General features: G+C 74.8%; 13 protein-coding genes. 5 read left to right on the forward strand and 8 right to left on the reverse strand.

Translation table 11 applies throughout. From position 1 onward, the window contains the following. Positions 1-30 precede the first annotated feature (30 nt). Positions 31-2,145 (reverse strand): AAA family ATPase, encoded by a 2,115-nt coding sequence (locus ACFYON_RS16150; RefSeq protein ID WP_354872301.1) that lies wholly within the window; start codon positions 2,143-2,145, stop codon positions 31-33. Between the two features lie 124 nt (positions 2,146-2,269). Continuing rightward, entirely contained in the window at positions 2,270-3,184 is a 915-nt protein-coding gene (locus ACFYON_RS16155) for an alpha/beta hydrolase (protein ID WP_354872298.1), read from the reverse strand. A 147-nt stretch (positions 3,185-3,331) separates the two neighbouring features. Between ACFYON_RS16155 and ACFYON_RS16160 the strand changes: the two genes are divergently transcribed. Continuing rightward, complete coding sequence (locus ACFYON_RS16160) at positions 3,332-3,961, forward strand: carbonic anhydrase (protein WP_354872296.1); 630 nt, start codon at positions 3,332-3,334, stop codon at positions 3,959-3,961. A 37-nt stretch (positions 3,962-3,998) separates the two neighbouring features. Here ACFYON_RS16160 and ACFYON_RS16165 read toward each other — a convergent pair whose 3' ends face one another. Beyond that, the gene (locus tag ACFYON_RS16165) at positions 3,999-4,328 is read right to left on the reverse strand and encodes a hypothetical protein (protein WP_354872293.1); all 330 of its coding nucleotides are present in this window, start codon (positions 4,326-4,328) and stop codon (positions 3,999-4,001) included. Positions 4,329-4,659: 331 nt separating this feature from the next. Here ACFYON_RS16165 and ACFYON_RS16170 point away from each other — a divergent pair, with 331 nt between their 5' ends. The 3 genes from ACFYON_RS16170 (at position 4,660) to ACFYON_RS16180 (ending at position 7,200) form a co-directional block, all read left to right on the forward strand. Continuing rightward, positions 4,660-5,151, forward strand: a complete 492-nt coding sequence (locus tag ACFYON_RS16170) for a DUF3145 domain-containing protein (RefSeq protein WP_354872291.1) — start codon at positions 4,660-4,662, stop codon at positions 5,149-5,151. A gap of 33 nt (positions 5,152-5,184) precedes the next feature. Beyond that, on the forward strand, positions 5,185-6,909 hold the full coding sequence (locus ACFYON_RS16175; protein ID WP_354872289.1) for a glycoside hydrolase family 3 protein: 1,725 nt from the start codon (positions 5,185-5,187) through the stop codon (positions 6,907-6,909). Positions 6,910-6,978: 69 nt separating this feature from the next. Further along, entirely contained in the window at positions 6,979-7,200 is a 222-nt protein-coding gene (locus tag ACFYON_RS16180) for a hypothetical protein (RefSeq protein ID WP_354872286.1), read from the forward strand. 63 nt (positions 7,201-7,263) lie between these two features. Here ACFYON_RS16180 and fabF read toward each other — a convergent pair whose 3' ends face one another. The 5 genes from fabF to ACFYON_RS16205 form a co-directional block, all read right to left on the reverse strand. Continuing rightward, positions 7,264-8,490: a beta-ketoacyl-ACP synthase II gene (gene fabF / locus ACFYON_RS16185; RefSeq protein ID WP_355015170.1), complete on the reverse strand. Its 1,227-nt coding sequence runs from the start codon at positions 8,488-8,490 to the stop codon at positions 7,264-7,266. Between the two features lie 2 nt (positions 8,491-8,492). Next, a complete protein-coding gene (locus tag ACFYON_RS16190) occupies positions 8,493-8,732 on the reverse strand; it encodes an acyl carrier protein (RefSeq protein WP_007072348.1) in 240 nt (79 codons plus the stop codon). A gap of 83 nt (positions 8,733-8,815) precedes the next feature. Beyond that, positions 8,816-9,760 carry a beta-ketoacyl-ACP synthase III gene (locus tag ACFYON_RS16195; RefSeq protein ID WP_355094922.1) on the reverse strand — a complete coding sequence of 315 codons (945 nt, stop codon included), beginning with the start codon at positions 9,758-9,760 and terminating at the stop codon, positions 8,816-8,818. Continuing rightward, on the reverse strand, positions 9,761-10,930 hold the full coding sequence (locus tag ACFYON_RS16200; RefSeq protein WP_387257665.1) for an acyltransferase domain-containing protein: 1,170 nt from the start codon (positions 10,928-10,930) through the stop codon (positions 9,761-9,763). A 97-nt stretch (positions 10,931-11,027) separates the two neighbouring features. Further along, positions 11,028-12,302, reverse strand: a complete 1,275-nt coding sequence (locus ACFYON_RS16205; RefSeq protein ID WP_354872270.1) for a helix-turn-helix domain-containing protein — start codon at positions 12,300-12,302, stop codon at positions 11,028-11,030. Between the two features lie 104 nt (positions 12,303-12,406). Between ACFYON_RS16205 and ACFYON_RS16210 the strand changes: the two genes are divergently transcribed. Beyond that, the gene (locus ACFYON_RS16210; protein ID WP_355095045.1) at positions 12,407-12,724 is read left to right on the forward strand and encodes a hypothetical protein; all 318 of its coding nucleotides are present in this window, start codon (positions 12,407-12,409) and stop codon (positions 12,722-12,724) included. Positions 12,725-12,738 lie beyond the last annotated feature (14 nt).

Raw genomic sequence — 12,738 nt, forward strand, 5'->3', positions numbered from 1 at the left:
GGGTGGCGGCGGGGCCACGGACGGGTGTCCTCAGAGCGGGTCGAGCGTGGTGAGGCGCTGGGTCGCCCGGGACAAGGCCACGTAGAGCGTGCGTACGCCCGAACCGGGGTCGGCCCGGATCTCACTCGGCGCCACCAGCACCACGCCGTCGTACTCCATGCCCTTCGCCTGCAGGCTGGTGACCACCTGGAGCCGGCCCGCGCCGAGCGCGCCCAGCCAGCCGGCCACCTCCTCGCGGCGCGGCACCGGAGTGATCACACCGACAGTGCCCTCCACCTGCGCGAGGAGCGCCTCGGCCGCCTCGACGGTGGCCGCCGGCAGGTCGGCGGCGGGCACCGTGCGCTCGACCGGCGGCACGCCGGTGGACCGGACCGCGTCGGGCAGCGGCAGGTCCGGGTAGAGCCGGCGGATCTCCGCCGCCGCCACCGCGAAGATCTCCGCCGAGTTGCGGTAGTTGGTGGTCAGCTCGTAGCGGTGCCGCTCGCGCCGGCCCAGCGCCTGGTCCCGGGCCCGGTCCAGCTCCTGCGGGTCGCCGGTCCAGGCCGTCTGCGCCGGGTCGCCGACCACGGTCCAGGAGGCCAGCCGTCCGCGCCGGCCGACCATCCGCCACTGCATCGGCGAGACGTCCTGCGCCTCGTCCACCACCACGTGCGCGTAGTCGCGGTAGTCGTCCGGACGCTCCCGCGCCGCCGCGCGGGCGGCGCGCTGCCGGTCGGCGTACGTGCTCAGCTCGCGCACGCCACCGGCGAGCTGGTACGGGTCCCGCTTGGGCCGGGCCCGCCGCACCGGCTTGCCGAGCAGCGCGTCCAGCTCGTCGAGCAGCGCGATGTCGGCCACCGTCAGCCCCTCGGTCGCGAGCGACCGGTACGCGTCGCCGAGCAGCCGGATCTCGGCCGAGGAGAGGATCCCCCCGGCGTAGCGGCGCAGCCGGTCCGGGCGGGCCAGCCAGTCCAGCACGTGCCGCGGGTGCAGCCGGGGCCACCACGCCTTGAGGAACTCGCGGAACTCCGGCCGTTCGATGATCTCGTCCTCGAACGCCGGCTGCTCCGGCAGCCGGCCCACCCGCAGCGTGCGCGCCTGCGCGTAGAGCGCGGCGAGCACCGCGTCGAACGCCGCCCGGCGCACCTCGTTGCGGCGCGCGCCCCGGGCCAGCGTCCGGTCCCGGATCGCGTCCAGTGCGGCGCGTTCCAGGCGCAGCAGCTCGCCCCGGTAGAGCAGGCGCAACTCGCCCGGGGAGTCCGGCACCGCGTCGCGTACCGCGCGTTCCAGCACCCGGCGCATCCGCAGCGACCCCTTCACCGCCGCCACGTCCGGCGGGTCGGTACGGGACGCGGACAGGCCGGGGAAAAGCGAGCCGAGCGAGTGCAGCGTGGCCGTCTCCTCGCCCAGCGAGGGCAGCACGGAGGCGATGTACTCGACGAACACGCCGGACGGGCCGACCACCAGGATCCCGCCGCCCGCGTACCGGGCCCGCTCGGAGTAGAGCAGGTACGCGGCCCGGTGCAGCGCCACCGCCGTCTTGCCGGTGCCCGGACCGCCGGAGACGATCGTGACGCCGTTGCCGGGGGAGCGGATCGCCTCGTCCTGCTCGCGCTGGATGGTGGCCACGATGTCCCGCATGCCCCGGCCGGTGGCCCGGGACAGCGTGGCCAGCAGCGCCCCGTCACCGACCACCGCCATGTCCGGCGGCGCGGCCTCCGGGTCCAGTAGGTCGTCCTCGATCCGGGTGACCTTCTCCGCCGCCGACTGGATGGTGCGCCGGCGCACCACGCCGCGCGGCTCGGCGGGGGTGGCCTGGTAGAACGCGGCCGCGGCGGGCGCCCGCCAGTCCACCACAAGCGTCTCCGCGTCCACGCCCCGCACGCCCAGGCGGCCGACGTGCAGCACCTGCCCGGTCCGCAGGTCCAGCCGGCCGAACACCAGACCCTCGTGCTCGGCGTCCAGCACGTGCCGGCGCTGGGCGGCGTGGAAGACCATCGCGTCCCGCTCGACCAGCGCGCCGAAGTTGCCGACCCGGGCCAGCTGGTAGCCCTCCCGCTCGGCGTCGGCCGCCGACCGGCGCAGTTCGGCCAGCCGGGCGTACACCCGGTCGAGGTGACGCTGCTCGGCGGCGATCTCCCGGTCCAGCGTGGTCTGGTCGGTCAACGCGGATGCTCCTGTGTTCGGAGGGCACGACGGGCTGAATGAGGGTACGGGCCGTCGGCAACCGGCACACCGGGGCATGCCGCGCACGTGGCGTACGTCAGGTGCCGCCCGCGGGCGGGGACGCTCAGCGGCGGGCCGCGGGGCGGCCGGCCAGTACCCGGTCCAGCACGCCGGCCAGGGCGGCGTTGACCTCGTCGGGGCGCTCCATCATCAGCATGTGCCCGGCACCCGGGCAGACGGTCAGCTCGGTGCTGGGCAGCGTCGCCGCGATGGACTCGGCGCAGGGCGGCGGGGTGAGCCGGTCCCGGTCCCCGACCAGCGCGGCGGCCGGCAGCCCGCCGAGCGCGGCGAGCGTCTCCAGCCGGTGCTGGGCCCCGATCGAGGCGCGGAAACCGCCGATCGAGCGCAGCGTGGCCCGGGCCACCGCCGAGGTGACCAGCCGGATGTCCGCCGGGTCGCAGCGGTCGCCGAACAGCATCCAGCGGATGCTCGGGCGCAGCGCGCGCAGCAGCGCGTGCGGGGGTCGCCAGCCGCCGCAACGGGCCAGCACCCCGGCGCCGGTGGTCTCGGCCAGGCGGATCAGCCGGGTGATCCGGGGGGAGAGGCCGTACGCGGTGTGCGTGTGCCCCTCGGCGGTGGTCGAGACGAAGACCAGCCCGGCGGTACGCGCGGCGAACCGGTCGGGGTGGCGGTGGGCGTACTCCATCACCGTCATCCCGCCCATCGAGTGCCCGACCAGGACGATCGGCCCGGACGGGACGATCTCGTCGACCACCGCGGCGAGGTCGTCGCCGAGCTGGGCGAGGGTGGCGTCGCGCAGCGCCCGGCAGCTCGACCGGCCGTGGCCGCGCGCGTCGTAGGTGACCACGCGGACCCGGCCCGCGTAGCGTTCCCGCAGCTCGGCGACCTGGCGGTGCCAGCTGCGCCCGTCCAGCGTCCAGCCGTGCAGCAGGACGGCGGTGACCTCGGCGTCCACCGGCCCGGTGACGGACACGTGCAGCCGCACGTCGTCGGGGAGCCGCAGTTCCAGGTCCGGCATCGTCCACCTCCCGGGCCCGCCGATATGTGTCCACCGGACGACCCGGCGGTGACACCGGCGTTACCCGCCATGAGACCACGGCAACCGGCCCGAAGAGAAGATTCCCGTCCGGCCCCACGGCGTCGGATCGGTGACCAGGCTGGAGGCATGCCATCCACTGTCCGCGGTCCTCGGGCCGCGCTGGCCGAGCTGCTCGCCGGAAACCGCCGCTTCGTCAGCGGGCAGCCGGTGCACGGGCACGACGTCACCGCCGCGGCGGCGGTGGCCTCCGGTGACCAGCAGCCGTACGCGGTGGTGCTGGGCTGTATCGACTCCCGGGTCCCGTTGGAGGCGATCTTCGACCAGACGTTCGGTTCGATCTGCGTGATCCGTACCGGCGGGCACGTGCTGGACCGGGCCGTACGCGGCTCGATCGAGTACGTGGTGGAGCAGCTCGGCGTACGCCTGGTGATGGTGCTGGGCCACGAGCGCTGCGGCGCGGTCGGCTCGACGGTCGAGGTGCTGCGCACCGGGCGGCGACCCGGCGGCGACCTGGCGTACGTGGTCGACCGGATCGCCCCGGCGGTGACCGACGTCGGGGTGGACGACCCGCAGGCGCACCCGCTGGCAATCCGCCGCCACGTCCGGCGCACGGTGGCCGCGTTGCGCTGCGACGACCGGCTGGCCGGTCCGGTGGACGCCGGTGAGCTGGCAGTGGAGGGCGCGCTCTACGACCTGGCCACGGGCGAGGTGACGCTGCTGCCGCAGGAGCAGACGCGAGACCGCCCGCCGGGATGATCCCGGCGGGCGGTCTCGGTGGTGCGGGTGAGGGCGCTCAGCCCTCGAAGACGCCGGCCTCGACCAGGCGCTTCTCGGTGGCCTCCCAGCCGTGGCCCGGGTAGGAGGCGGCCAAGCCGTTGATCTCGGTGCGGATCTTGGCGGCGTGGCCGGCGGCGGCCAGCACGCGGATCTCCTCGACGAAGGCGTCGGAGTCGGTGCGCAGGTGCACGGTCTTGCCGTTGGTCAGGTTGCGCACGTAGGCGTGCTTGCCGCCGTTGAGCGGGATCAGGTACTTGAACTCGCCCAGCACGCTGAGGGCGCCACCCTGGCCAGCCTGGCCGGCCCGGACGGACGCGCGCGCGGTCTTAGAGGTGTTGCTCGCCACGGAGGTACTCCTTGCAGACGTACGGTGGGGACGGAAGGCCGTCCGGGGGCTGTGCGAGTGACGCCCGGGGTGAGCGCCGGCCCGCGAAGATGTACGGCGGCACAGAGAACCGCCCAGAGAACTGTACACGACCACGACACCTGGCTGGTCATCGCGGCGTCAGAGGGCACAACCAGGTCCGCCGCCCGGGTATTTCCCGCCCCCGGGGGTCCGGCGAATTTTCCGATTCGCTGGCGCACCACCAGTCACAAGAGTCATCATGTGTGCCAGGGACCACTCGGCAGGACGAGGTCGTAGGGGAAGACGCACCTCGGCTCACCGGGAGGTCACCGTGCCAACGCGTGGCGTCGTATACGTCCACTCGACCCCGCTCGCCGTGTGCTCGCACGTCGAGTGGGCGATCGCGCGCGTCCTCGACGCGCCGGTCAACCTGCACTGGACGGCGCAGCCCGTCGATCCGGCCGCCCGCCGCGCCGAGTGCGGCTGGACCGGCAGTCCGGGGACCGGCGCGGAGCTGGCCGCTGCCCTCCGGCAGTGGCCCATGATCCGTTTCGAGGTCACCGAGGAACCCGGTCCCGGCGTCGACGGCGAGCGCTTCATGTACGTACCGGGCCGTGGCCTGTTCCGGGCCACTGTCGGCGCGGCCGGCGACATCCAGCTCGGCGAGGACCGGCTGCGCAGCCTGATGGCCGCCGCGCGTGGACCGGAGGCGCTGGCCCACGCCCTGGACAAGGCGCTCGGCACCACCTGGGACGCCGAGCTGGAGCCCTACCGGTACGCCGGGGACGGGGCGCCGGTGACGCTGCTCACCCGGGTCGGGTGACGAAGGTCGAGTTGCCCCGATACGGTGGGCCGCGTGTCGATTTCCCCGCGGCGCTCTGCCGTCGCGCTCGCCGCACTGACCGCGCTGCTCGTCTCCGGGTGCTCGGACGGGCCGGACCGGCCCCGGCCCGCCCCGTCGAGCCCGGCGCCGTCGTCGGCCGCGCCGGCGCCGAGTGAGCCGCCGGCCGCCGATCCGGCCGCCCGGGCCGCCGCGCTCGTCCGCACGCTGAGCGACGAGGACCTGGTCGGGCAGGTGCTGATGCCGTACGCGTACGGCAGCTCCGCCACCCGGGTCTCGCCCGCCTCGGCGGCCGGGAACCGGGCGCTCGCCGGGGTCGACACCCCCGCCGAGATGGTGGCCAGGTACCGGCTCGGCGGGGTGATCCTGGTCGGCTTCAGCGCCGACGACCCGACCTCGGGCAACCAGGCCACCACGAACGTCGACAACCCCAGGCAGGTCCGGGCGCTCACCGACGGGCTGCGCGCCGCCGCCGGCAAGCTGCCCGCCGGCGCCGCGCCCTTCCTGATCGGCACCGACCAGGAGTACGGCGTGGTCACCCGGATCACCGACGGGGTGACGCTGCTGCCCAGCCCGCTCGCCGCCGGCGCCGCCGGTAACCCGGCCCTGACCGAGGCCGCCTGGCGAGCCGCCGGGGCCGAGCTGGCCGCGATGGGCGTCAACCTCGACTTCGCCCCGGTCGCCGACGTGCTGGCGACCCGCAGCACGGTGATCGGCTCCCGCTCCTTCGGCGCCGACCCGGCGACCGCCTCCCCTCAGGTGGCGGGCGCGGTACGCGGCCTGCAGGCCGAGGGCGTCGGCGCGGTCGTCAAGCACTTCCCCGGGCACGGCCTGAGCGCCGAGGACTCGCACACCGAACTGCCCGTGATCAAGCAGTCCCGCGCCGAGCTGGACCGCCTCGCGTTCCCGCCGTTCCGGGCCGGGATCGGCGCCGGCGCCATGGCGGTGATGTCGGCCCACCTGGATGTCAGGGCCGTCGACCCGGGCACCGCTGCCACGTTCTCCCACAAGCTGCTCACCGACGTGCTGCGCGGCCGGCTCGGCTTCCAGGGGGTGGTGATCACCGACGGGATGAACATGGAACCGGCGAAGAAGTGGTCCCCGGGCGAGGCCGCCGTACGCGCGCTCAACGCCGGCAACGACCTCATCCTGATGACCCCGAACGTCACGAAGGCGTACGACGGCCTGCGCGCCGCGCTCAAGGACGGCTCGCTGCCCCGGGCCCGCCTGATCGAGGCGGTCACCCGGGTGCTGACCATGAAGTTCCGGCTGGCCGGGCGCGATACGCCCCCGCTGTCCACGCTCAACGGCGCCGCCCACCGCAAGGCCGCCGACGCCCTGGCCACCGCCGCGGTGACGGTGCTGCGCGGAAAGTGCGGCGGCGCGGTGAACGGACCGGTGAGCGTGACCTCCTCCGGGGGCCGGGAACGCACCCGCAAGCTGCTGACCGAGGCGCTCACCGCGGCCGGGGTCAAGGTGGTGCCCTCCGGCGGCACCGTGGTGCACCTGGTCGGGTACGGCGACGGCGCGAAGGACCTGCGCGGGGACGCCGCCGTGACGGTGGCGATGGACACGCCGTACGTGCTGTCCGGGGCGAAGTCGCCGACGCTGATGGCGACCTACTCGTCCACCCGGGCCTCGATGAACGGGCTCGCCGCGGTGCTCGCCGGCAAGGCCCGCCCGGCAGGCCGCTCCCCGGTGCCGGTCTCCGGCCTGCCGGCCACCACCTGCCGCACCTGACGCAACCGCCCGCCCGGTCGCGCCGAAACGCGGATGCGACCGGGCGGCCGGGATGACAGGGTGGCGGCCATGGGCGAGGCAGCACAGGGATTCCGGTACGTCGAGCGCGCCGACGGCACGGTGGTCATCACGCATCACGGCCGGGTCGCCGGCACGTTGCGCGGCGGCCGGGCGGCGCAGTTCCTGGCCGAGGTCGACGACGACCCGCAGTTGACCATGGCCCGGTGGACCGGCAACTACCGGCACGGCAACGAGCGGACCGCCAAGCAGCACCCCCGCAACCGCGGCTGAGGTGCGCGGAAGGGCCCCTTGTCAACAGCCGACTGTCGACAAGGGGCCCTTCCTCGCATCCGCTCAGGGTTGGGTGAAGACCAGCGCCACGTTGTGCCCGCCGAAGCCGAACGCGTTGTTCAGCGCCGCCGGGATCTCCATGTGACGCGGCTTGTGCGCGGCCACGTCCAGCGTCAGGCCCTCGTCCGGGTCGTCCAGATTGATCGTCGGCGGGATGACGCCGTCCCGGATGGCCAGGATGGTGGCGATCGACTCCAGCGCGCCGGCCGCGCCGAGCAGATGCCCGGTCATCGACTTGGTTGCGGTGAGCACCGGGTGGTCACCGATCGCCTGGCGCAGCGCGCCGATCTCCAGCATGTCGCCGACCGGGGTGGAGGTGGCGTGCGCGTTGACGTGCACGATGTCGGTGCGGGCCACATCCGCGTCGGCGACCGCCCGGGCGATGGCCCGGATGGCGCCCTCGCCCTCGGCGTGCGGCTGCACGATGTCGTACGCGTCCGAGGTGATCCCCGCGCCGGCCAGGCGCGCGTACACCCGGGCGCCCCGGGCGGCGGCGTGCTCGGCCCGTTCCAGGATCACCACGCCCGCGCCCTCGCCGAGCACGAAGCCGTCGCGGCCCGAGTCCCACGGCCGGGAGGCCCGCTCCGGGTCGTCGTTGCGGGTCGACATGGCCCGCATCGAGCTGAAGCCGGCGATCGGCAGCGGGTGGATGACCGCCTCGGTGCCGCCGGCCACCACCACGTCGGCCCGGCCGGCGCGGATGATGTCCAGCCCCAGCGCGATCGCCTCCGCGCCGGTGGCGCAGGCGCTGGCCACCGTGTGCACGCCGGCCTTGGCACCCAGCTCCAGACCGACCCAGGCGGCCGGGCCGTTGGGCATCAGCATCGGGATGGTGTGCGGGGAGACCCGCCGCGGCCCGGACGCCTCCAGGATGTCGTCCTGGGCGAGCAGGGTGGTGGCGCCGCCGATGCCGGAGCCCACGCTGACCGCCAGCCGCTCCGGGTCCGGCGCGGCGTCGGTCAGGCCGGCGTCGGCCCACGCCTGCCTGGCGGCGATGATGGCGATCGCCTCCGAGCGGTCCAGCCGGCGCAGCTTCACCCGGTCGAGCACCTCGGACGGGTCGACCGCCAGCTCGGCGGCGATCCGGACGGGCAGTTGCGCCGCCCACTCCTGGGTGAGCGCACTCACCCCGGAGCGGCCGGCGAGCATGGCGTCCCAGGTCGACGCGACGTCCCCGCCGAGCGGGGTCGTCGCGCCGAGCCCGGTGACGACGACGTCGGGGCGACTCATGGTCAGGACTGCGCCTCGATGTAGCTGACCGCGTCCCCGACGGTCTTGAGGTTCTGCACCTCGTTGTCCGGGATCTTGACGCCGAACTTCTCCTCGGCCGCCACCACGACCTCGACCATGGAGAGCGAGTCGACGTCGAGGTCGTCGGTGAAGGACTTCCCCTCGGCCACGTCGTCCGGGTTCACCCCGGCAACCTCTTCGAGAATCTCGGCGAGGCCGGCGGTGATCTCGTCACGGGTCATTACGGTTGGTTCCTCTCATCGGGGGTTACCGGTGGCCGGCGTCGCCGGCCACACGCCTCGGCGCGTTCGCGCCCGAGGGGGTCTCAGGGGCAGCGCACGACCTGACCGGCGTAGGTCAGACCGCCGCCGAAGCCGAACAGCAGCACCGGAGCGCCCGAGGGCACCTCGCGCCGCTCGACCAGCTTCGACAGGGCGAGCGGGATGCTCGCCGCCGACGTGTTGCCGGACTCGACGATGTCCTTGGCGACGATCGCGTTCGGGATGTTCAGCCGCTTGGTGATGCCGTCGATGATCCGGGCATTGGCCTGGTGCGGTACGAACGCGGCCAGCTCCGACGGGTCCACCCCGGCGCGCTCGCACGCCTGCAGCGCGAGCGGGGCCAGCGCGGTGGTGGCCCAGCGGAACACCGACTGCCCCTCCTGGGCGATGTACGGCTGCCAGCCCTCGATCCGTACCGCGTCGCTCTTCTCCGGCGCGGAACCCCAGACCACCGGCCCGATACCGGCCGGCTCGTCGTCGGCGGTCGCGGTGACCACCGCGGCCCCGGCGCCGTCAGCGAAGATGATGCAGGTCGAGCGGTCGGTCCAGTCGGTGATGTCGGAGAGCTTCTCCGCGCCGACCACGATCGCGTTGCGCGCCGCGCCGGCCCGGATCGCGTGGTCCACCGTGCCCAGCGCGTACGCGAAGCCGGAGCAGGCGGTGTTGAGGTCGTACGCCGCGGGCGCGGTGATGCCCAGCTTGACCGCGACCCGGCAGGCCACGTTGGGGCTGCGGTCCGCGGACGAGCAGGTGGCCACCACGACCAGGTCGATGTCGGCGGCGGTCAGGCCGGCGTTGGCGAGCGCCTTGCCGGCGGCGGCGGCAGCCATGTCGGCCACCGTCTCGTCGCCCGCGACCCGCCGGGTGGCGATGCCGACCCGGTCCCGGATCCACTCGTCGCTGGTGTCGACCATCTGCGCGATCTCGTCGTTCGTGACGACGCGGGAGGGCTGGTAGTGCCCCATCGCGACGATCCGGCTGCCGGCCATTTAGTGCGTTCCTCCGATGCGGACGAGGGGCTGGCCCGGGGCGACCGGGTCCTCGTGGTGCGCGAGCCACTCGGTGAGCAGCCCGTTGTCGTGCGCGGTCACCTCGGCCGGCCCGTGCGGTCCGACGACGTGGCCGAGGAGCTGACCGGCGCGCACCTCGGCGCCCTCGGCGGGCCCGGCCGACCGGTCGAGGCGGCCGGCGGCGGGGGAGACCACCACCCGGAACCACGGCGCGGGCGGGCGGGCGGCGGGGCCGGCGTGCCGGGCGATCAGCCGCCGTGCGGCGGGCAGGTCGGCCGGGGTGTTGAGGGTGACGATCTCCGGTGCGCCCTCGCCCTTGAGTTCCCGCTTGACCAGCCCGGCCAGCGTGCCGGCCGGCGGCAGCTCGATCACGCCGGTGACGCCGAGGCCGGCAAGCGTACGCATGCACAGGTCCCACCGGACCGGGGCGGTGACCTGCCGGACCAGCCGCCGCATCGTCTCCGGGCCGTGCCCGACCGCTGCGCCGTCGAGGTTGGACAGCAGGATCCGGGTCGGGGCGGTGGCCGGGACACCGGCGGCCACCGCGGCGAGGGCGGTCTCGGCCGGGGCCATGTACGGCGTGTGGAACGCGCCCGCCACCTGAAGCCGGATGATGCGGGCCCGGGCCGGCGGCTCGGCGGCCAGCTTGTCCAGGCCGTCGAGCGCGCCGGCGGCCACGATCTGACCGGCGCTGTTGCGGTTGGCCGGGTGCAGCCCGTGCGCGGTCAGCGCGGCGAGCACCTCCTCCGGGTCGCCGCCGAGCACGGCGGCCATCCCGGTCGGCTCCAGCGCGCAGGCGGCGGCCATCTCCCGTCCGCGTATGCCGGCGAGCGTCACGGCGGCCTCGGCCGGCAGCACCCCGGCCAGCGCGGCGGCGCCCAGCTCACCGACGCTGTGCCCGGCGACCAGCCCGGCTTCGTGCATCGGCAGGTGCTCGGCGGCGAGCAGCGCGGCGGCGACCAGCAGCGGCTGCGTGCGGGCGGTGTCCTTGATCTCGTCCGCGTCCGCCTGGGTGCCCAGGTGGATCAGATCCACCCCGGCCAGCGCCGACCACCAGCGCAGACGCGCCTCGGCGCCGGGAAGGTCGAGCCACGGCGCGAGGAAACCGGGCTTCTGCGAACCCTGTCCAGGGGAGAGTACGGCGAGCACGTGTACGACTCTGACGGATCGCGGCGTGCCGCGCTGTAACGTACGGCACGAAACCGCACTAGAACCTTTGGAGGAAACCTACAAAGGTCGTCGGAGATCATCGCCGGTCGGAGGCCGTCGGCACCGCCGGGTCGAGCCGCCCCACCGTCAGGGCGACCTGCAACGCGAACGCGTCACGCGGGGCCAGCGGCGAGAAGCCGGTCACCTCGGCGATCCGCTTCAGCCGGTAGCGCACGGTGTTCGGGTGCACGAACAGCGCCCGCGCCGCGCTCTCCAGCGTGCCGCCGGCGGCGAAGAACGCGTCGAGCGTCTCCAGCAGCTCACCGCCGGAGCGGGCCAGTGCCGTGTACACGTCGTGGCGCAACCGGCGGCGCGCCTCGGTGTCCCCGGCCAGCGCCCGCTCCGGGAGCAGCTCGTCGGCGGCGACCGGGCAGGGCGCGGTCGGCCAGGCCGGCGCGGCCCGGAACCCGGCCAGCGCCGCCCGCGCCGACTCGGTGGCCTCGTCCAGGCTGGGCACCGCCGGGCCGACCACCACCGGCCCGTCCCCGAAGGCGGTACGCAGCTTCTCCGTGGCCGCCACCGGATCGGCCGCCCCGCCCAGCACGATCACCAGGCGGTCGCCGTGCACGCCGCCGATCACCTCGACGCCGATCCGCCGGGCCTGCCGGTAGACGGTGTGCAGCACGGCGGCCACCTCGCCGCCGGGGGAGCGGCCCACCGCCACCGCCACCGGTGGCGCGTCCGTCCAGCCCAGCGCGGCGGCCCGGCTGGCCAGCACGTCCGGGGAGTCGCCGCGCAGCAGTGCGTCGACCAGCAGCGCCTGCAGCCGGGCGTCCCAGGAGCCGCGGCTCTCCGCGGCCCGGGCGTACACCCGCGCGGCGGCGAACGCGATCTCCCGGGAGAAGCGCAGCACCGCCTCCCGCAGTGACTGCTCCTCGCCCGGCACGGCCAGGTCCGACACCTGCTCCTCGACCACGTCGATGGTCACCTTGATCAGTGCCACGGTCTGCTGGAGGCTGATCGTGCGGGCCAGCGCCTGCGGCGCGGCGGCGAAGACCTCGTCCGACACCTCCTGGGTGCGGTCGGTCGCGCCGCCGCCCTGGCGCAGCCACTGCACCAGGGAGCGCACACCGGCCTGGGCGACGAGCATGACCCACGAGCGCTGGTCGGCCGGCAGCTCACGGAACCACGGCAGCGTCTCGTCCATCCGGGCCACGCTGGCGGTGGCCAGCCCGCCCGCTGCCCGTTCGATGCGACGCAGCGTCGCCGACGTCTCCGTTCCGCCCGGTTCGCTCACCGCACCAGCCTGACACGGCGTGACCAGCGGATCCACTCCGAGGTGAGGTGCCCGCCGCCGCGTGACGATCTCCACCGGTACGCGCTGACGATCTTGTTCGACCGGGCCAGTACGGTGTCAGGGCACGCCGGGCCAGACTCCGGCCGGGCGGGCGAGGGCGACGCGTGAGGGGGGCCGGGATGCCGCAGGGGGAGGCCGAGCACGGTTGCGCCCAGGGGGATGCCTGCCGGCGGGGCCACGACCAGATGCACCCGCGCCGGCCGTGCCTGCAACACCAGGGGGAGCAGCCGGCCGGCCGGTCGCCGGAGCGCCCCGAGGACGAGCCGGGCGTGCCCCGGCAGCGGTCGGCGGAGCCGGTGCACCTGGCCGACGAGGAACCTGCCGACCCGAGTTGCCGCAGCGAGTTGGCGGGCTGGGCGGGCGCCCACCGGCACGGCCCGGTACGCCCGCGTAACCGCACGATCCGCCGCGAACGTCCGCCGCGCCGCTGGTGCTGATCCGGCCCTCGCCG

The sequence above is a fragment of the Micromonospora sp. NPDC005686 genome, from assembly GCF_042871665.1.
Classification (GTDB): domain Bacteria; phylum Actinomycetota; class Actinomycetes; order Mycobacteriales; family Micromonosporaceae; genus Micromonospora.